This is a genomic window from Rhizobacter sp. AJA081-3 (genome assembly GCF_017795745.1).
GTDB lineage: Bacteria > Pseudomonadota > Gammaproteobacteria > Burkholderiales > Burkholderiaceae_C > Piscinibacter.
The window spans coordinates 331,407-349,260 of sequence record NZ_CP059067.1 but is presented as its reverse complement, the minus strand read 5'-3'; the positions used below and the strand labels follow the sequence as shown (position 1 = coordinate 349,260).

16 protein-coding genes are annotated in these 17,854 nt (G+C 69.2%); 5 read left to right on the top strand and 11 right to left on the bottom strand.

Annotated elements, in window-relative coordinates; all coding sequences use genetic code 11:
* Nucleotides 1-34 precede the first annotated feature (34 nt).
* From HZ992_RS01750 to HZ992_RS01730, 5 genes are all read right to left on the bottom strand, one after another.
* The gene (locus HZ992_RS01750) at nt 35-1,180 is read right to left on the bottom strand and encodes an ABC transporter substrate-binding protein (RefSeq protein WP_209384966.1); all 1,146 of its coding nucleotides are present in this window, start codon (nt 1,178-1,180) and stop codon (nt 35-37) included.
* A gap of 116 nt (nt 1,181-1,296) precedes the next feature.
* Nucleotides 1,297-2,025 (bottom strand): cyclic nucleotide-binding domain-containing protein, encoded by a 729-nt coding sequence (locus HZ992_RS01745; protein WP_209384965.1) that lies wholly within the window; start codon nt 2,023-2,025, stop codon nt 1,297-1,299.
* Nucleotides 2,026-2,035: 10 nt separating this feature from the next.
* The gene (locus HZ992_RS01740) at nt 2,036-3,073 is read right to left on the bottom strand and encodes a 2Fe-2S iron-sulfur cluster-binding protein (RefSeq protein WP_209384964.1); all 1,038 of its coding nucleotides are present in this window, start codon (nt 3,071-3,073) and stop codon (nt 2,036-2,038) included.
* Between the two features lie 23 nt (nt 3,074-3,096).
* Entirely contained in the window at nt 3,097-3,564 is a 468-nt protein-coding gene (locus HZ992_RS01735; protein ID WP_245213326.1) for an aromatic-ring-hydroxylating dioxygenase subunit beta, read from the bottom strand.
* A 29-nt stretch (nt 3,565-3,593) separates the two neighbouring features.
* The gene (locus HZ992_RS01730; RefSeq protein WP_209384962.1) at nt 3,594-4,802 is read right to left on the bottom strand and encodes an aromatic ring-hydroxylating oxygenase subunit alpha; all 1,209 of its coding nucleotides are present in this window, start codon (nt 4,800-4,802) and stop codon (nt 3,594-3,596) included.
* Between the two features lie 343 nt (nt 4,803-5,145).
* Between HZ992_RS01730 and HZ992_RS01725 the strand changes: the two genes are divergently transcribed.
* Genes HZ992_RS01725 through HZ992_RS01705 form a run of 5 tightly spaced genes read left to right on the top strand, consistent with a single transcriptional unit; the run spans nt 5,146 to nt 12,305 of the window.
* Nucleotides 5,146-6,870: a SulP family inorganic anion transporter gene (locus HZ992_RS01725; RefSeq protein WP_209384961.1), complete on the top strand. Its 1,725-nt coding sequence runs from the start codon at nt 5,146-5,148 to the stop codon at nt 6,868-6,870.
* 7 nt (nt 6,871-6,877) lie between these two features.
* Nucleotides 6,878-9,796: a molybdopterin oxidoreductase family protein gene (locus HZ992_RS01720; protein ID WP_209384960.1), complete on the top strand. Its 2,919-nt coding sequence runs from the start codon at nt 6,878-6,880 to the stop codon at nt 9,794-9,796.
* Complete coding sequence (locus HZ992_RS01715) at nt 9,796-10,536, top strand: 4Fe-4S dicluster domain-containing protein (protein ID WP_209384959.1); 741 nt, start codon at nt 9,796-9,798, stop codon at nt 10,534-10,536. The genes HZ992_RS01720 and HZ992_RS01715 overlap by 1 nt, the downstream gene beginning before the upstream one ends.
* 43 nt (nt 10,537-10,579) lie before the next feature.
* Entirely contained in the window at nt 10,580-11,521 is a 942-nt protein-coding gene (locus tag HZ992_RS01710; RefSeq protein ID WP_209384958.1) for a dimethyl sulfoxide reductase anchor subunit family protein, read from the top strand.
* 28 nt (nt 11,522-11,549) lie between these two features.
* Nucleotides 11,550-12,305, top strand: coding sequence for a sulfite exporter TauE/SafE family protein (locus HZ992_RS01705; protein ID WP_245213325.1), 756 nt, complete (start codon nt 11,550-11,552; stop codon nt 12,303-12,305).
* Nucleotides 12,306-12,320: 15 nt separating this feature from the next.
* Here HZ992_RS01705 and HZ992_RS01700 read toward each other — a convergent pair whose 3' ends face one another.
* From HZ992_RS01700 to HZ992_RS01675, 6 genes are read right to left on the bottom strand one after another with little or no spacing between them, the layout of a single operon-like run.
* Nucleotides 12,321-12,779: a cyclic nucleotide-binding domain-containing protein gene (locus HZ992_RS01700; RefSeq protein WP_209384957.1), complete on the bottom strand. Its 459-nt coding sequence runs from the start codon at nt 12,777-12,779 to the stop codon at nt 12,321-12,323.
* 13 nt (nt 12,780-12,792) lie between these two features.
* Complete coding sequence (locus HZ992_RS01695; protein ID WP_209384956.1) at nt 12,793-14,259, bottom strand: sigma-54-dependent transcriptional regulator; 1,467 nt, start codon at nt 14,257-14,259, stop codon at nt 12,793-12,795.
* The gene (locus HZ992_RS01690) at nt 14,256-15,269 is read right to left on the bottom strand and encodes a sensor histidine kinase (RefSeq protein WP_209384955.1); all 1,014 of its coding nucleotides are present in this window, start codon (nt 15,267-15,269) and stop codon (nt 14,256-14,258) included. The genes HZ992_RS01695 and HZ992_RS01690 overlap by 4 nt, the downstream gene beginning before the upstream one ends.
* A gap of 60 nt (nt 15,270-15,329) precedes the next feature.
* Complete coding sequence (locus HZ992_RS01685; protein WP_209384954.1) at nt 15,330-15,917, bottom strand: hemerythrin domain-containing protein; 588 nt, start codon at nt 15,915-15,917, stop codon at nt 15,330-15,332.
* Nucleotides 15,918-15,939: 22 nt separating this feature from the next.
* On the bottom strand, nt 15,940-16,683 hold the full coding sequence (locus HZ992_RS01680; protein WP_209384953.1) for an enoyl-CoA hydratase/isomerase family protein: 744 nt from the start codon (nt 16,681-16,683) through the stop codon (nt 15,940-15,942).
* Entirely contained in the window at nt 16,671-17,843 is a 1,173-nt protein-coding gene (locus tag HZ992_RS01675) for a CaiB/BaiF CoA transferase family protein (protein ID WP_209384952.1), read from the bottom strand. The genes HZ992_RS01680 and HZ992_RS01675 overlap by 13 nt, the downstream gene beginning before the upstream one ends.
* Between the last annotated feature and the right edge of the window lie 11 nt (nt 17,844-17,854).

The following is a 17,854-nucleotide window of genomic DNA, read 5'->3' as shown; positions in this document are numbered from 1 at the left end:
TGTCGCCGCCGGCAGCCGGCACCGGGCGATGCGACTACTTCGACTTGTAGGCGCTGTCGGGCTGGGCCATGACCTTGCCGACCGGCGCGGACAGGCCTCGCTCCTTGAGGATCTGCTGGGTGAACTCGGGCATCACCGCATCGGCGCGCAGCGTGTCGACGTTGATGCTCTTGATCGAGTGCAGGAACTTCGCCGCCGTGGTGACCAGGTTCATCACGTCCGGGGTCAGCGCGAAGGGCAGCGTGAGCCGCGTCGTCGCGCCGCCGGATTCGGCCGGGTTCTGGCCGTACATCGACGACCACAGCATCTTCTCGGTGAAGCCGGTGGTCTGCGCGGTGGCCATCGCCGCCACCTCCATCGCGTTCTTCGGGTCGGCCAGGAACAGCTGCGCGTCGAGCTCGGCGTTCAGCCAGGCCTTGACGATGTCGGGGCGCTGCTTGATCAGGTCGGCCCGCATCGTCAGGAAGGCGCCGTCGTTCTCGTTGACGGTGGCGCCGGAGGCGATGCGCTTGGCCAGCCCTTCCTGCACCAGGCGCGAGGCCGTGGGCTCCCAGATCACCGCGGCGTCGAGCTTGCCGGCGCGGAAGCCGCTGGTGATGACCTCGATGTTCTGGTTCAGCACCGCCTCGGGCTTGACGCCTTCCTTCCTGAATGCTTCCTGCGCGAAACGGTCGGCGCAGCTGCCCAGCGGGATCGCGACGCGCTTGCCGTCGAGCCACTTGATGCCTTCCTTGCCGCTGGCGAACTTCGGCGCGTCGGGGCGGGCGAGCAGCACGTTGCACGCGTCGGTGCCCAGGCCCACGGAGGCGATGATGCGGATGTCGGCCACGTCCTGCTTGGTGGTCGAGACGATGCCCGGCATGTCGCCCACGTAGCCGATGTGCTGCTTGCCGGCGAGCATGGCGTTGACGATCACCGCGCCCTGCAGGCCCACCGAGAACTCCACCGTCGAGCCCTTGGGCAGGTACTTCTCGTAGAGCTTCTTGCCGCGCATGATCACGCCCGACCACGACTCCGTGTAGTACGGCTGGTAGCCGATGACGAGGTTCACCGGCTCGCCCGGCTTGCCGTACTCGAGGTCGCCCGCGAGCGCGGCCGACGGTGCGATGAATCCGAGCCCGGCTGCGGCGGCGACGGCCGCCAGCGCGGTGCGCACGCCCTTGTAGATGCCAAACGTCATGTCTGTCTCCTGGTTTTGTAGTCGAGATACCGCGACGCCGATCAACCCTTGCTGCCTGTCCTCCCAGCGGAACGAACGACTCGGCGCCGTGCCGTTCCAAGCGACTCTTGTTCGGTCTATTTGCCCCCCTGCGACCAGAGGTGCTTCGTGATCAGCGACGAGAGCTGCCGCATCACCAGGTACCCCGAGGCCGGGTCTTCGGCGAGCACGCGCAACACGTCCTCGCCCTTCAGGCGCAGCAGCGTCGAGGTCTCGGCGCAGGCCGCGCGGGCGATGCGCTTCGGGTGGTTCTCGAGCAGCGCCGCCCAGCCGAACACCTCGCCCTTGCGCAACATGAAGCCGGCGGGGCTGGTGCGCTCGCCGCGGCCGATGATGAATTCGACGCGGCCCGACTCCAGCACCCACAGGTCGTCGGCCGGGTCGTTCACGTCGTACAGCGTGGCCAGGCTCTGGTGCGTTTCGCGGCGCGCCAGCGCATCGAGCTTCGCGATGGCCGCGTCGGAGGCGCCCTTGAACAGCTCCGACACCTTCAGCGCGCTGGACTGCAGCACGAACAGCTCGTCGCCCTCGTGCTCGATGACGAAGCGCTCCAGCGGCGCCTCGGCCAGGCCGACGGCCTCGCCGGTGGTGATGTCCCACTGCCACAGGTGCTGGTGGCAGGTGAGCGTGGCGCCGTCGAAGAAGCCCTCGTCGAGGCAGACGTCCTGGTGCGGGCACATGCCCTGGTAGCCGTAGTAGGCGTCACCCGCGTTGGCGATGAGCACCTTCACGCCGAGCGCGGTGTCGTAGCTCTTCATCCCGTTGGCCGGGATGTCGCTCGCCTTGCAGATGGGGATGCGCTTCATGTCCCGGCTTTCAGCTGAACTTGTCGTAGCGGATGTTGTCGCCCGAGACGCGCGACATCAGCAGCAGCCTCACGCTGGCATCCACCGCCGGTGGCGGACCGGCCAGGTAGGCGCGCACGCCCTGGAAGCGGCCCTGCATGCGCCGGCCGGCTGCCTCGTGCACGAAGCCGGTGTCGAAGGCGAGCAGCGGGTACGCGGCCTGCTCGGCCGCCGTGGCCGGCTGGTCGGACAGCACCACGGTGATGTTCAGCCGATCGCCGCCGCGCGCCTTCTGCGCCGACAACTCGTCGAGGTAGAAGGCGTCCTTCATCGTGCGCACGCCGAAGAAGACGTCGCCGTCGAAGCGCGCGAAGTGCTGCGCCGCGATGGCCCGCTCGAGGATCGACATCATCCCGGCGATGCCGCTGCCGCCGGCGATGCACACGATGTTCTTCGCGATGTCGGGGTAGAAGGTGGCGCTGCCCAGCGGGCCGAACAGTTCGACGGGAACGCCGACGCGCGGCTCGGTGAAGAGCCATTCCGACAGGTGGCCACCGGGCTTCTTCTTGACCACGAAGCGCAGCATGGTCGCACCGCGCGCATGGTTCACCATCGACCAGCCGCGCGAGCCGGCGATGCCCGGCATCTGCACGAGCACGAACTGCCCGGCATCGAAGTCCATCGGTGCCTCGAGCGCGATGTCGATCTCGACCACGTCGTGCGTGAGCAGCGTCATCCCGTGGATGTGCCCCTTCAGCGCGGCGGGCACGCACACCGCCGGGTCGAAGGCCTCGACGAAGGCGGTGACCTCCAGCGACAGGTCGCTGGTGGCGGTGCACTGGCACATCAGGAACTCGTCGGCCGACTTCAGCGACTTGCGCCCTGGCGCCTCCGGCCAGCCTTCCTCGATCGTGCCCGAGACGAGCCGCGCACGGCAGGTGCCACAGGTGCCGCTGCCGCATTCGTAGGGCAGTCCGACGGACTGCGCCAGGCCGGCGCACAGCACCTTTTCGCCGGGCGCGGCCTCGAAGTGATGCGCGCGGTTGCGGGCGTTGATCTGGATCTTCATGGGGAGGGCCACCGGCGCTGCGCTCAGAAGGGGATGTGGTAGCCGATGCCCAGCATGCGCGTCTGCAGGCGGACGTTGCGGTCGAGCAGCTTCGGGCCGGCGTCGGTGAGCGCGATGTCGTCCTCGATCTTGCCCACCGCGTACAGCTCGGTCGCGCCGCCGTCCAGCGTGGTCTTGAACACCTGCAGCGCGCTGACCACTCTGGCGCGGCCTTTCGCGTCGTCCTGGTCGACGGTGTAGACGGTGACGTGACGCGTCAGCGGCGACTGGTCGCTGTTGTGGCGCGGCAGGTTGGTGAACAGCGTCTGCATGCCGGGCTTGTCGTGCTCCAGCCAGGTCATCTCCTTGCGGATCTCCGGGCTGTAGGCGGTGATGCGGTAGCGATAGGCCGGGTCGCACAGCTCGAGGTAGGCGCCGAAGGCGCGGTCGTCGAGCGTCATGCACGAGCGGCAGACGAGTTCGGTCAGGGCGTGTCGTTGGTCCACGGGCATCCTCGCGTCGGTGGGGTGGGCAGCAGCGCTCAGGCGGCTTGCGTCGAGGCGGTGGACGGCAGCGGCTCGCTGGCCGGGCGGCCCATGCGACGGCTCCACTCGGCGTAGAAGTGCCGCATGCCGCCTTCGTCGTGGATGGTCATGTTCTCCTCGCGGCCGTGGATCACCCACTGGCTGTCGGTGCCCTCGCGCATCGCCTGGCCCTGGCCCTTCACGCCGAGCAGGTCTTCGTGCAGGTTGCGGCCGAACGGGCCCCAGATGGTGTTGTGGTCGCGGATGCGCTCGGCACGCTGCTCCGGCGTGTCGCTCTTCAGGCCCAGGCCGCGGAACTCGATGAGCAGCTTGTTCGGCCCGAGCGGTATCGCTGTATCCATGCGCAGCACCGAGGTGCGCAGGTTGAAGGTCATGCCGGGGAAGATGTCGATCAGCACCCAGCCGCCGGGGGCCAGGCCCGGCCAGCCCACGCCGCGCGCCTGGCTGCCTTCATAGGCGTCGTACTTGATGGACATCGAGCCCACCGACGCGTGGCCGTTCGGGTAGCCGGTGTACTTGCGATCGAAGTAGCCGGGCTGGATCATCCCGGTGATTCGATTGAAGTAGTGCATGTAGTCGTGATAGAACTCGCTGTTCGTGTCGTGCCACAGCTTGTAGTTCGTGTCGACCACGGCCTTGTGGTAATGGAAGACCTCGAGCGGCATGTTCAGGTTCTCGTCGAGCAGGCCCATCGCGTCGCCGATGTACTCCTGCAGCGAGCAGCAGTCGTCGTCGACGTTGACCCACACGAAGCCGCCGTAGCCGATCGAGGTCTTCACCTCGCGCAGGCCGGCGTCCTTGCACTCGTAGCGGTCCTGGTAGCCCTGCTTGGCGCGCGAGATGTCGATGCAGTCGCCCTTCGCGTTGAACGACCACGCATGGAAGATGCAGGTGATGCGCTTGGCATTGCCCACCGGGTCGTACAGCAGCGTGTTGCCGCGGTGCGGGCAGATGTTGTAGAAGCTGCGCACCGTGTTGTCTTCGCCGCGGATCACGATCAGCGGCGCGCCGCTGGGGTGGTTGAAGGTGCGGAAGTCGTACGGGTTGACCAGCTCCGACTCGTGGCACGCGATGATCCAGACCTTGCCGAACACCTTCGCCTGCTCCTCGCGGAAGATCTGTTCGCTGGTGTAGATCTCGGTGCTGACGTAGTGCGTCTGCGGGAACTGCGGGCGCTCTTTCCACTCGTTCGAATTGCGCGACATGGCCTGTCTCCGTGGGTCGATGGGCAGGCCTGTCTTTGCATGCTTCGTGCCCACACCGCAAACACGGCGAATCGAGGCGATTGAAGGCCTTCGAGGGCCTCGCGGGGCCACTTTCCTAGGGTTTGTCTCGACGTTTCGCATCGGGTCGCGTTTCGATCCGAAACCAACCTTCGTTTCCGATCGAAACCGCTGCGCAAGGCGCTGCGCGAGCCCGCCTGCGCGCTGCGAGTGAGCGGCCTGCGCAAGGGGCGCGTGGCATCAAGCTTGCAAACCGGCAGCGGGTACCGAACGCCGCAAGAGGAACATGGCAACACCCGAGGGTCGGCTAGCGAGAGTCCTGCCGATGCTGCGCTGGTGGCCGCAGGTCGATGCACGCAGCCTGCGCGCGGATGCGCTGGCCGGCCTGACGGGCGCGATCATCCTCGTGCCGCAGGCGGTGGCCTATGCCAGCATCGCCGGGCTGCCGCCGCAGTACGGCCTGTACACGGCGATCGTGCCGGTGATCGTGGCGGCTCTGTTCGGCTCGTCGATGCACCTGGTGTCGGGGCCGACCGCGGCGCTGTCGCTGGTCATCTTCGCCACCATCAGCCCGATCGCCGAGCCGGGCAGCGCGGCCTACATCCAGCACGTGGTGACGTTGAGCTTCATGACCGGCGTGCTGATGCTGGCCATGGGGCTGGCGCGGCTGGGCTTCATTGTCAACTTCATCTCGCACACCGTGGTGATCGGCTTCACCGCCGGCGCGGCGGTGCTGATCGCGGCCAGTCAGTTGAAGAACCTGTTCGGCCTGAAGACGCCGGCCACCTCGTCCTTCGTCGAGACGCTCGCCGGATTCGCGCGTGAGCTCGGCCACACCAACCCGTGGGTGCTGGCCGTCGGCGGCGTATCGCTGCTCGCGGGCCTGGTCACGCGGCGCCACCTGCCGCAGGTGCCGTACATGATCAGCGCGATGCTGGTGGGCAGCGTGTTTGCGGCCGCGCTGCAATCGATGTTCGGGCCCGACCTGGGCATCGCCACGGTCGGAGCCATTCCGCGCAGCCTGCCCCCGCTGTCGATGCCGGACTTGTCGGCGCAGAGCCTGCGCGAACTCGGCGCGGTGGCCGTCGCGTTGACCATGCTGTCGCTCACCGAGGCGATCGCCATCGCGCGCGCCATCGCGCTGAAGTCGGGCCAGCGCATCGACGGCAGCCAGGAGTTCATCGGCCAGGGCCTGGCCAACCTGTGCGGCAGCTTCGCCTCGAGCTATGTCTCCAGCGGCTCGTTCACGCGCAGCGGCGTCAACTACACGGCCGGCGCGGTGACGCCGCTGGCCGCGGTGTTCTCGGCTGGGCTGCTGCTGCTCACGCTGGTGGCGCTGGCGCCGCTGGTGCGCTTCCTGCCGATCGCCTCGATGGCGGCGATCCTGCTGCTGGTGGCGTGGTCCCTGGTCGACTGGCACCACATCGCGGCCATTGCTCGCACCAGCCGCGCCGAGCTCGCCGTGCTCGTGGTCACGCTGCTGGCCACGCTGTTCATGCAGCTGGAGTTCGCCATCTACGCCGGCGTGCTGCTGTCGCTGGTGCTGTTCCTCGAGCGCACGGCGCGGCCGAGCCTGCGCGACGCGAAGCCGGCCCCCGGCGTCGGCGCCTACCACTTCGTCGACCGCGCTGCCGAGCCCGAGTGCCCGCAGCTGAAGATGCTGTTCGTCGACGGTCCGCTGTACTTCGGCGCCATCGATCACGTGCAGCGGAACCTGCGCGCCGTCGATGCCGACGCGCCGGCGCGCAAGCATCTGCTGCTGCTCGCGCCGGGCATCAACTTCGTCGACAGCGCCGGCGCCGACCTGCTCGCGCAGGAGGCGCGCCGCCGCAAGGCGCTCGGCGGCGGCCTGTACTTCCATCGCCTGCAGCCGCAGGTGGTGGACACGCTGGAGCGCGCCGGCTGCCTCGACGACATCGGCCGCGCCCAGCTGTTCGCCATCGGCGACGACGTCGTCGACCGCATCTTCCCGAAGCTCGACCCCGAGGTCTGCCGCCGCTGCACCGTGCGCGCGTTCAGGCTGTGCCGCACCGCGCCCTCCCCAGCCTGAGCCCCCCATGACGAGCGAACAGCGACTTTCCAACCCGCAGTCCGAGGACATCGGCAGCCTCGAGGTCAAGAAGACCACCTGCTACATGTGCGCCTGCCGCTGCGGCATCCGCGTTCACCTTCGTGACGGCGAGGTGCGCTACATCGACGGCAACCCCGATCACCCGCTGAACCAGGGCGTCATCTGCGCCAAGGGCGCCTCGGGCGCGATGAAGCAGGTCTCGCCCGCGCGCCTGACGGCGCCGCTGCTGCGCCGTGAAGGCACCGAGCGTGGCGCCGGCGTCTACGACGAGATCTCCTGGGACGAGACCTTTTCGCTGCTCGAGAAGCGGCTGGCACACCTGCGCGCCACCGACCCGAAGAAGTTCGCGCTGTTCACCGGCCGCGACCAGATGCAGGCGCTGACCGGCCTGTTCGCCAAGCAGTTCGGCACGCCCAACTACGCGGCGCACGGCGGCTTCTGCTCGGTGAACATGGCCGCCGGCATGATCTACACGATCGGCGGCTCGTTCTGGGAGTTCGGCGGCCCCGACCTCGACCGCGCCAAGCTGTTCATCATGATCGGCACGGCGGAAGACCACCACAGCAATCCGCTGAAGATCGCCATCTCGAAGTTCAAGCGCGGCGGCGGGCGCTTCGTGTCGATCAACCCGATCCGCACCGGCTACTCGGCGATCGCCGACGAATGGGTGCCGGTGCGCCCCGGCACCGACGGCGCGCTGCTGCTCGCGCTGATCCACGTGATCATCGACAAGGGCCTGTACGACCGCGAGTTCATCGCCCGCTACACCAACGGCGGCCAGCTGGTGAACCAGATGCCCGGCGACGGCGAGTTCGGCCTGTTCGCGATGGACGCCGATGGCGAGGTGCTCAACCCCGACTACCCGCACAACAAGTTCTGGTGGGACCGCCACACCGACAGCGCCGTGGCCACCCACACGCCCGGCGCCGACCCGCGCCTGCGCGGCGAGTACCTGATGCCCGATGGCAAGGCGGTGAAGCCGGCCTTCCAGCTGCTGGTCGAGCGCGTGGCCGGCTACACGCCCGAATGGGCCAGCGGCATCACCGGCATCCCGGTCGAGACGATCTACCGCCTCGCCCACGAGATGGGCGTGACCGCACGCGACCACAAGATCCACCTGCCGATCGCCTGGACCGACTCCTGGGGCGTCGAGCACCAGACGGTGACCGGCAACCCGGTGGCCTTCCATGCGATGCGCGGCCTGGCCGCGCACAGCAACGGCTTCCACACGGTGCGCGCGCTGGCCATCCTGATGTCGCTGCTGGGCACGATCGACCGCCCCGGCGGCTTTCGCCACAAGGCGCCGTTCCCGCGCGCCATCCCGCCGATCGCCAAGCCGCCCAAGGGGCCGCAGGACGTCAAGCCGAACAGCGTGCTCGAAGGCATGCCGCTGGGCTTCCCGGCCGACCCGAACGACCTGTTCGTCGACGAGCACGGCGGGCCGGTGCGCATCGACAAGGCCTTCTCGTGGGAACACCCGCTGTCGGTGCACGGGCTGATGCACAGCGTCATCACCAACGCCTGGCGCGGCGACCCCTACCGCATCGACACGCTGATGATCTTCATGGCCAACATGGCCTGGAACTCGAGCATGAACACCTCGCAGGTGCGCACCATGCTCACCGACAAGGACGCCGACGGCGGCTACAAGATCCCCTTCCTGGTGGTGTGCGACGCCTTCCAGTCCGAGACCACCGCCTTCGCCGACCTGGTGCTGCCCGACACCACCTACCTCGAGCGGCACGACGTGATGTCCATCCTCGACCGGCCGATCTCGGAGTTCGACGGGCCGGTGGACGCGGTGCGCATCCCGGTGGTCGAGCCACTCGGCCAGTGCAAGCCCTTTCAGGAAGTGATCGTCGAGCTCGCTTCGCGCCTGAAGCTGCCGGCCTTCACCGCCGCCGACGGCACGCGCAAGTTCAAGGGCTACACGGATTTCGTCGTCAACTACGAGACCGCGCCGGGCTCGGGCATCGGCTTCCTCGCCGGCTGGCGCGGCGCCGACGGCAGCAAGTCCATCGTCGGCGAGCCCAACCCGAACCAGTGGGAGATGTACGCGCAGAACAACTGCGTCTTCCACCACGAGTTGCCGCCCGCCTACCAGTTCATGCGCAACTGGAACCAGGGCTACATGAACTGGTCGAAGAGCGTGCGCATGCGGCGCGACGCCGATCCGATCCTGATCCACCTGTACTCGGATGTGCTGCAGAAGTTCCGCCTCGCGGCGCAGGGCAAGCGCGCCGGCAAGCAGCCGCCCGCCCACCTGCGCGAGCGTGTCGCGCGGCACTTCGACCCGCTGCCCTTCTACCAGGCGCCGCTGGAGATGCAGGCCACCGACGGCGAGCGCTACCCGCTCGCCGCGGTGACGCAGCGGCCGATGGCGATGTACCACTCCTGGGATTCGCAGAACGCCTGGCTGCGCCAGATCCACAGCCACAACTACCTGTTCGTCAACCCGCTCGCGGCACGCGCGCAGGGCATCGCCGACGGCGACTGGATCTGGGTCGAGTCGACCTGGGGCCAGGTGCGCTGCATGTGCCGCTTCAGCGAGGCGGTGGAGCCCGGCACAGTGTGGACCTGGAACGCCATCGGCAAGGCCGCCGGCGCCTGGCAGCTCGGGGCCGCCGCCGACGAGGCGAAGAAGGGCTTCCTGCTCAACCACCTGATCAGCGAGGTGCTGCCGCAGGCCGGCGGCGCGGCGCCGCTGTCGAACTCCGACCCGATCACCGGCCAGGCCGGCTGGTACGACGTGCGCGTGCGCATCCGCAAGGCCGGCGCCGACGAGCCGGCCGAGACCTCGCCGCAGTTCGCGCCGATGACACCGGTGCCCGGCATGGGGCCGGCGCGGCGGCTGTGGCAGGCCTACTTCGCCGGCCGAAAGCAGCCTTCCGAAGGGGGTGCGTGATGACCCAGCTCGCCCTGGTGATCGACCTGAACGTGTGCGTGGGCTGCCAGGCCTGCGTGACCAGCTGCAAATCGTGGAACACCTCGGGCAGCGCCGGCGCGCTGACCGACGTGCGGCCCTACGACGAGAACCCCGCCGGCACCTTCTTCAACCGCGTGCAGACCTTCGAGGTGGGCGAGTTCCCGTCCACGCAGACGGTGCACTTCCCGAAGAGCTGCCTGCATTGCGAAGACCCGCCCTGCGTGCCGGTGTGTCCCACCGGCGCCAGCTACAAGCGCGCCGAGGACGGCATCGTGCTGGTCGACTTCGACAAGTGCATCGGCTGCGGCTACTGCGCCTGGGCCTGCCCCTACGGCGTGCGCGAGCTCGACGAGCAGCGCCAGGTGATGACCAAGTGCACGCTGTGCGTGGACCGCATCCACAGCACCGAACTGCCCGAGGCCGACCGCCGCCCCGCCTGCGTGATGGCCTGCCCGACCAACGCGCGGCTGTTCGGCGACGTGCACGACCCCGAGTCCGAGGTGTCCACCGCGATCCGCGAGCGCGGCGGCTACACGCTGATGCCCGAATGGGGCACGCAGCCGTCGAACCACTACCTGCCGCGGCGGCGCACCGTCATCAACATCCGCGACGACGAGCTGGTGCGCGCCGACAACCCGCAGCAGATCGACGTGGTGCCGCCCGCGCCGGGTGCCAAGCCGCGCAGCACGCTCGACGACGCGATCAACTTCTCCGGTTGAGCGTTCGCGCGCCCGGCCCACACCACTCCCGACGGATTCGACGATGCATCCTGGCTTCTCGGTGATCTTCCTGACCACGCTGATCGGCGCCGGCCAGGGCCTGTTCCTTGCGCTGTACGCGACCGAGCTCGCCGCGCTCGCGCAGGTGTTCTCGCCGCGGCCCGACGCGGCCTTCTGGGTCGGCGGCAGCATCGTCTCGCTGCTGCTCGTTGCCGCCGGCGCGGTGGCCTCGCTGTTCCACCTCGGCCACCCGGAGCGGGCCTGGCGTGCGATGGCGATGTGGCGCACTTCGTGGCTGTCGCGCGAGGGCATCGCGCTGATCGCCTTCGGTGGCGTCGTCTTCGCCTACGGCCTGGCGCACGGGCAGGGCTGGCCGGGCAGCGTGGCCATCGGCGCCGTGGGGGCGCTGCTGTGCATCACGCTGTTCGTGTGCACCGGCATGATCTACGCCTGCATCCGCTTCCTGCAGGAATGGGCCAGCCCGCTGACGGTGGCCAACTTCGTGCTGCTGGGCTGCGCCTGCGGCCTGACGCTGGCCAGCGCCTATGCGGCCTTCGCCGCGGCACCGCTGGCCGGCGCCTACGCGGTGGCGGCGATGGTGTTCACTGTGCTGGGCCTGGCCACGCGCTCGGCCTCGCTGCTGCGCAACGCACGGCTGAAGCCGAAGTCGACGCTGCAGTCGGCCACCGGCATCCACCACCCGCGCATCGTGCAGAAGTCGCAGGGCTTCACCGGCAGCTCGTACAACACGCGCGAGTTCTTCCACCGGCGCAGCGCCGCGCTGCTTCGCCAGATCAAGTGGGCCTTCCTCGTGCTCGCCTTCGCCGTGCCGCTCGTGCTGCTGGCGCTGGGCCTGCGCAGCGGCTCGGGCGCACTGCTGGCGACGGCCTTCGTGGTGCAGTACGTCGGGCTGATCGCCGAGCGCTGGTTCTTCTTCGCGCAGGCCAACCACCCGCAGAACCTCTACTACCAGGCCGTGTCCTGAGTTCGCGGCCGGGGAGCGGCCGACACCGATGTCGCTCGTCGCCATGGCCTGCGTGGCCGCCATCGCCCTGGTCGTCGGCCTGTTCATCGGCGCCGTCGGCGTGGGCGGCATCCTGCTCATCCCGGCGCTGCACGCGCTCACGCCGCTGTCGCTGCAGGCCTCGATGGGCACGGCGCTGTTCACCTTCGTCTTCACCGGCATCGTCGGCACTGCGATGTTCCAGCGCCGCGGCAGCATCGACTGGGGCATGACGCTGCCGATGTGCGCCGGCGGCCTGGTCTTCGGTGCCGTCGGCGCCTGGGCCAATTCACGACTGGACGCCCAGCCGCTCGCGCTGGTGCTGGCCTCGCTGATCGTGCTGGCCGGGGCCTACACGCTGTTCGGCGGCCGCGGCCGGCAGCAAGCCGCCTTCGCCGGGCGGCCGCGGATGCAACGTGCGCTGCTCGTGCTGATCGGCGCGCTCACCGGCTTCGGCTCGGGCCTCACCGGCGTGGGCGGGCCGGCCGTGTCGGTGCCGATCATGGTGCTGCTGGGCTTTCCGACGCTGGGCGCCATCGGCGCCAGCCAGGTGATCCAGATCCTCGCCGCGCTGTCGGGCAGCGCCGGCTACCTGGCGCGCGACCTGGTCGACCTGCGGCTGGCCGCGGGGCTGGTGCTGTTCGAGATCGCCGGCGTGTGGCTGGGCGTGCAGCTCGCCCACCGCGTCGATGCTCGACATCTGCGCAGCTTCGTCGGCGTGCTGTGCGTCGTCGTGGGCAGCGCGCTGCTGCTGCGCGCGCTGTGAGGCGGGTCGAGCCGCTCAGCCGCCCGCGAAAGCCGTCAACGTGCCGGTGATCAGGCTGCTGAGCTGCGTCATCAGCCGGTAGCCGAGCGTGTGGTCCCGCTCCATCAGCTCGAGCAGCCGTTCGCCGTTGATCGACAGGAAGGTGCAGGGCGTCAGGCAGGTGGCCGTGGCGAGGCGGCGGTTGCAGCTGGGCGTCAGCGCGGCCCAGCCGAACACGTCGCCGCGGCGCAGCACGTCGCCGGCACTGGCGTTGCGTCCGCCGTAGCCCACCGCCATGCGCACCATGCCGCGCACCAGCACGTACATGTTCTGCGCCGGCTCCCCGTTGCGGTAGATCGGCTCGCCCTCGCCGCACTCGTGGATCTCGCCCAGCGCGGCCACCTTCTGCAGCTGGGCAGCGCTCAGGTCGCCGAAGAAACGGGTCTGCGACAGCACCTCGGCAGCCGTGATCACGGGCATCGGCTCGTTCGTCATGGACGGTCTCTCCTCACAGTTCGCGGACGCGGCCGCCTCGCTCGTCGTCGTGGGCGGCCACCGGCTCCGAGCCGGGCCCGGTGCGGTCGCGCTGGCGGAACAGGCCCCAGCGATGGCGCCGCTCCCACAGCGCCTTGCGGCCGATGCCCAGGATGGCGGCGAGTTCGGCCTCGCCGTATTCGTCCTGGTACAGGCGGATGATTTCCTTCGTGTAGTCCTCGATCGACAGCGGGATGCCGCCGAGCTTGGGCTTGGGCATCTCGGTGGCGGGCACCGAGATCATCTCTTCCAGGTCGTTGACGGTGAGCAGGTCGGTGTCGGCCAGGATCACTGCGCGCTCGATGACGTTCTGCAGCTCGCGCACGTTGCCCGGCCACGGGTGCCGGTGCAGGAAATCGACGAAACCCTTGTCCATTCCGACCACGCGGCTGTCGAACTTGCGGCAGAAGTGGCGCACGAAGTGGCGCGCCAGCAGTTCGATGTCGTCGCCGCGGTCGCGCAGCGGCGGCACCTGGATGGTGATGACGTTCAGCCGGTAGTACAGGTCGGGGCGGAACAGGCCCTGCTCCGCGCTCTCCTTCAGATTGCGGTTGCTCGCCGCGAGGAAGCGCGTGTCGGTGATGTAGCTCTGGCTCGATCCGAGCGGCCGCACCTGCCGTTCCTGCAGCACGCGCAGCAGCTTGACCTGCACGTTCAGCGGCATCTCGGAGATCTCGTCGAGGAACAGCGTGCCGCCGCTTGCCTCGCGGATCAGGCCCTCGCTGGCCGCGGTGGCGCCGGTGAAGGCGCCCTTCTCGTGGCCGAACAACTCCGACTCGATCAGGTCGGCCGGCATCGCGCCACAGTTGACGGCCACGAAGGGCCGGTGCGCGCGCTTGCCGCCGAAGTGGATGGCCTGCGCGACGAGCTCCTTGCCGGTGCCGCTCTCGCCCTGGATCAGCACGTTGGCCTCGGTGGCGGCAACACGCTGGATCATCGCGCGCAGTCGCTTCGCCGCCTCGCTCTCGCCGATGATGGTGTTCTGCGGGAAGGCGTTGCGCAGGCTGCGCTTGAGCGCCGCGTTCTCCATGCGCGTGCGGCGCTCGCCCAGCGCGCGCTCGACGGAGAACAGGAAGTCGTCGTTGTCGAAGGGCTTGATGACGTAGTCGTTGGCGCCGCGGCGCAGCGCCTCGATGGCGCTCTCCACCGACGAGAAGCTGGTCATCAGGATCACCTGCGTCTCCGAGTGCGCGGCCTTCGCGCGGGCGACGATGTCCAGCCCGCTGGCGTCGGGCAGGCGCAGGTCGGTGATGACGAGGTCGAACTCGCGGCTGTCCAGCGCCGCCAGGCCGTCGCTGCCCAGGTGCGTGACCACGCAGGCGTAGCCGGCGCGGGCGAGCAGCATCTCGACGCACTCGCAGATGCCGCGGTCGTCGTCGACCACCAGCACCTGCTCCAGCACCTGGCAGTTGGTGATCTCGGCCGGCTTGCGGGCGGTCATGCCGGCGCCCTCGGCAGCACCACGCAGAAGACGGCGCCGCGACCGCTCTCGCGCAGCTCGATACAGCCGCCATGCTCGAGCGCGATCTCGTTGCTGATGGCCAGGCCCAGCCCGGTGCCGCGTGCATCGAGCTTGGTGGTGAAGAAGGGCTCGAAGATGCGCGAGCGCAGCGCCTCGGGAACGCCCGGCCCGCTGTCGGCGACCGTGACTTCCACGCCGGTGCCGTTGCGGCGCGTGGCCACCTGCAGCACACCGCGCCCGTCCATCGCCTGCAGCGCGTTGACGAGCAGGTTCAGGAAGATCTCGCGCACCTGCCCGATGCTGCCGAACACGACGGCGGCAGCGTCCGCCTGGCGCTGCAGCTCGACGTGCTGCATCAGTCCCTCGTGTCGCACCACGTAGAGGGCTTCCTCCACCGCCTCGTCGACCGCGAAGCGCGCACGCGGCTCGTCGCCCACGCGCGAGAAGGTGACCAGGCGGCGTGAGATGTCGAGGATGCGCTTGACGTTGACGGCGATGTTGTTCAGGCCCTTGTCGAGCAGTTCCTGGCTGGGCTGCCGCTCGGCGCGCAGGATCTGCACGATCGAGTGCAGCGAGGTCAGCGGGTTGGTGACCTCGTGGCAGACGCCGGCGACCATGAAGCCCAGCGCCGCCAGCCGCGCCGTCTGCGCATCGGCCGGCGGCGGCGTTTGCATCTCGCTGCGGTCGATCACCGCCAGGCAGGCGCCCCACTCGGTGCGGCGCAGGTGCAGGCGCTCATGCACCAGCGCCCCCGAGGCGAGCGTGCGCACGCTGTCCACCGCCTGCGGCGTCAGCCAGGGCACCGCGCCACGCAGCAGGCCGAGGTAGTGACGTGCACGGTCGCGCAGCGGCATGTCATCGCCCGCCGCCGGCTCCGCATCGCTGCGGTCGTCGCTGGCGCCGAGCAGTTCACCCTCGGGGCCGAGCATCAGCATCGGCCATGGCGACGCGGCGTAGATCTGCTCGAACAGCGCGGCCCGATCGCGCATTTCTCGCGGCGAGGCCTGCGGTGGTGATCGTTGACAGAGTTGTCCACTCATGGCCGGTCGTCAGGGCCGCGGCGCGAGTGGCGCGGCCAGGCCGTAGGGTGCGGGCGTGAGGGTCGCGATCAGCTGGAACAGCTCGGCGTACACCGCATCGGGCGCATGGCCGGTCAACGGATCGCGGTTGCTAAGGAAGGCGGCGTCGATCTCCAGCCAGTCCTGCTCGCTCAGCACCTGTTCGGCCAGCGGCAGTACCTCGCGCTCCTCGGTGCGCATGTGCTCGAAGTAGAAGCCTGCGTAGCGTTCGAGCGCCGTGCTGTACTCAGTGCGCCGCGACGGCCCGATCAGCTCGTAGGCCAGCAGTGCATGCTGCAGATCGCGGATGGCGGCCTCGCCGCGTTCGTGCTCGCGGTCCAGACGGTCGAGCACCGTCGCGGCCAGCGGTGCACGCTGGCGCAGCCGAGTGAACAGCACCTCGCTCTCCTTGACGTGATGCAGCCGCTCGGGGAATTCGTCGATGTACAGCAGCATCGCGCGCCAGGGCTTGAAGTCCGCCGGCGCGGCACGCCCGGGTTCGTTCAGAGCGAGCAGCGTGGTCAGCACGGCGCCGAGCGCCTCGTGCTCGGCGCGGATCACATCAAGGGCTTCGTGCATCGGGCGGGCTCCGGCAAGGGGTTCAGGCGCCGCTGGCCTGGCGATAGCGCGCGATGCGTTCGTGCAGCCCGGGTCGGGCCACGCTGCGCACCAGCTCGGCGAGGTCGGCGTCGTGTTCGGCCGGGTCGGTGATGCGCAGCAGCGTGCGCAACGCGGTCGGATCGAGCCCTTCGATCAGCCTCGCCAGCTCGGCCGGCCGCGGCGCGAAGCTCGGTTCATCCATCACCTCGGCGAGCAGCCCCCATTCCTGCGCGCGCATGGCATCGATCGGCTCATTGCGCGACAGCACCTCGCGCGCGTTCTGCTGGCCGATCAGCGCCATCAGCCGGCGCGTGCCCAGCGCCACGCCGAACTGGAAACCGGGGAAACGAAAGCGCGCACGCATCGTGCCCAGCCGGTAAGCGCAGGCGCAGGCGATGTCGGCGCCGGCGCCGAAGGCCGCGCCGTGCACCCAGGCCAGCGTGGCGTAGGGCGCCTGGCGCAGGCGCGCCAGCAACTCGTTGATCTGCACGAAGCGCAGCAGCAGATCGCCTTCGGACAGCGCCTCGTGGCCGTCGAAATCGAAGCCGCCGCAGAAGTGCTTGCCGGCGCCGGCGATCACCAGCACACGCGTCTCTTCGCCGATCTGGTCGAGCAGTTCGTGCACGCGCCGCACCAGGCTGTCGCTGAGCGCATTCGCCTTGTCGGGGCGGTTCAGCGTCAGCGTGCGCACGCCGCGCGGGCCGACTTCGCCGAGCAGCGCATCGCCAGCGTTCACGACAGCCATTGCGTGTAGACCTCCTCGGTGTGCTCGCCCAGCCGCGGCGGCCGCACGCCGGTCTCGAAGCTGTAGCCCTTGAGCTTGACCGGGTACACGAGCGTGGGCGTGTGCACGCCGTTGGGCAGCTCGATGTCCTGCACGATGCCCATCCCGGCCACATGCTCGTCGGCCAGGATGTCGGCGAAGCTGTTCACCGGCGCGCAGGGCACGCCGCGGCGGTCGAACTCGGCCAGCCAGTCGGCCGCGTCGCGCTGTTCGAAATGCGGCTGCAGGATGGCGGCCAGCGCCTGCTGGTGCTTGGCGCGCAGCGTCTGCGTCGAGAAGCGCTCGTCTGCCTTGAGCTGCGGCATGCCCACCGCGGCGCAGACTTCTCCCCACAGCTTGTCGTTGCCCGCGGCGATGGCGAAGGGCTTGTCGCGCGCGTCGAAGGCCTGGTAGGGCGCGTTGCGCGGGTGCGCCGAGCCCAGGCGCTTGGGCGCGTTGCCGGTGCCGAAGTACTCGCTGATCTGCAGCGCCGAGATGCCCAGCATGCAGCCGAGCATCGAGCAGTCCACGTGCGTGCCCTGCCCGGTGCGTTTGGATTGCTCGTACGCCGCGAGCGACGAGTACGCGGCATACAGGCCCGCCGTGAAATCGGCCACCGGCACGCCGCATTTGACCGGCGGGCCTTCTTCCTCGCCGGTGACGCTCATCACGCCGCTGATCGCCTGCACGGTGACGTCGAAGGCGCCCTTCTTCGCGTACGGCCCGGTCTGGCCGTAGCCGGTGAGAGAGCAGTAGATCAGCCGCGGGTTGCGCTCGCGCAGCGCCTCGTAGCCCAGGCCCAGCCGATCCATCACGCCGGGGCGGAAGTTCTCCAGCACGATGTCGGCGCTGGCGCACAGCTCGCGCAGGCGCTCGACCTGCTGCGCGTCCTTGAGGTCGGCCACCAGGCTGCGCTTGTTGCGGTTCAGCGAGGCGAAGTTGCCGCTGAAACGCTCCCCGCCCTCGCTCTCCTGCATCAGCGGCGGCCATTGGCGCATGCCATCGCCGCCCTCGGGGTTCTCGACCTTCACGACGTCGGCGCCGAAGTCGGCCAGCAGCAGCGAGCAGAACGGCGCAGTGACGATCTGCCCGAACTCCAGCACGCGCACGCCGGCCAGGGGTCGGAAGGTGGGGTCGGACATCGGGCGGCTCC

Coding starts and splice junctions, on each gene's coding strand:
- HZ992_RS01750 (WP_209384966.1), bottom strand. CDS start 1,180: ATGACGTTTGGCATCTACAAGGGCGTGCGCACCGCGCTGGCGGCCGTC.
- HZ992_RS01745 (WP_209384965.1), bottom strand. CDS start 2,025: ATGAAGCGCATCCCCATCTGCAAGGCGAGCGACATCCCGGCCAACGGG.
- HZ992_RS01740 (WP_209384964.1), bottom strand. CDS start 3,073: ATGAAGATCCAGATCAACGCCCGCAACCGCGCGCATCACTTCGAGGCC.
- HZ992_RS01735 (WP_245213326.1), bottom strand. CDS start 3,564: ATGCCCGTGGACCAACGACACGCCCTGACCGAACTCGTCTGCCGCTCG.
- HZ992_RS01730 (WP_209384962.1), bottom strand. CDS start 4,802: ATGTCGCGCAATTCGAACGAGTGGAAAGAGCGCCCGCAGTTCCCGCAG.
- HZ992_RS01725 (WP_209384961.1), top strand. CDS start 5,146: ATGCTGCGCTGGTGGCCGCAGGTCGATGCACGCAGCCTGCGCGCGGAT.
- HZ992_RS01720 (WP_209384960.1), top strand. CDS start 6,878: ATGACGAGCGAACAGCGACTTTCCAACCCGCAGTCCGAGGACATCGGC.
- HZ992_RS01715 (WP_209384959.1), top strand. CDS start 9,796: ATGACCCAGCTCGCCCTGGTGATCGACCTGAACGTGTGCGTGGGCTGC.
- HZ992_RS01710 (WP_209384958.1), top strand. CDS start 10,580: ATGCATCCTGGCTTCTCGGTGATCTTCCTGACCACGCTGATCGGCGCC.
- HZ992_RS01705 (WP_245213325.1), top strand. CDS start 11,550: ATGTCGCTCGTCGCCATGGCCTGCGTGGCCGCCATCGCCCTGGTCGTC.
- HZ992_RS01700 (WP_209384957.1), bottom strand. CDS start 12,779: ATGACGAACGAGCCGATGCCCGTGATCACGGCTGCCGAGGTGCTGTCG.
- HZ992_RS01695 (WP_209384956.1), bottom strand. CDS start 14,259: ATGACCGCCCGCAAGCCGGCCGAGATCACCAACTGCCAGGTGCTGGAG.
- HZ992_RS01690 (WP_209384955.1), bottom strand. CDS start 15,269: ATGCGCGATCGGGCCGCGCTGTTCGAGCAGATCTACGCCGCGTCGCCA.
- HZ992_RS01685 (WP_209384954.1), bottom strand. CDS start 15,917: ATGCACGAAGCCCTTGATGTGATCCGCGCCGAGCACGAGGCGCTCGGC.
- HZ992_RS01680 (WP_209384953.1), bottom strand. CDS start 16,683: ATGGCTGTCGTGAACGCTGGCGATGCGCTGCTCGGCGAAGTCGGCCCG.
- HZ992_RS01675 (WP_209384952.1), bottom strand. CDS start 17,843: ATGTCCGACCCCACCTTCCGACCCCTGGCCGGCGTGCGCGTGCTGGAG.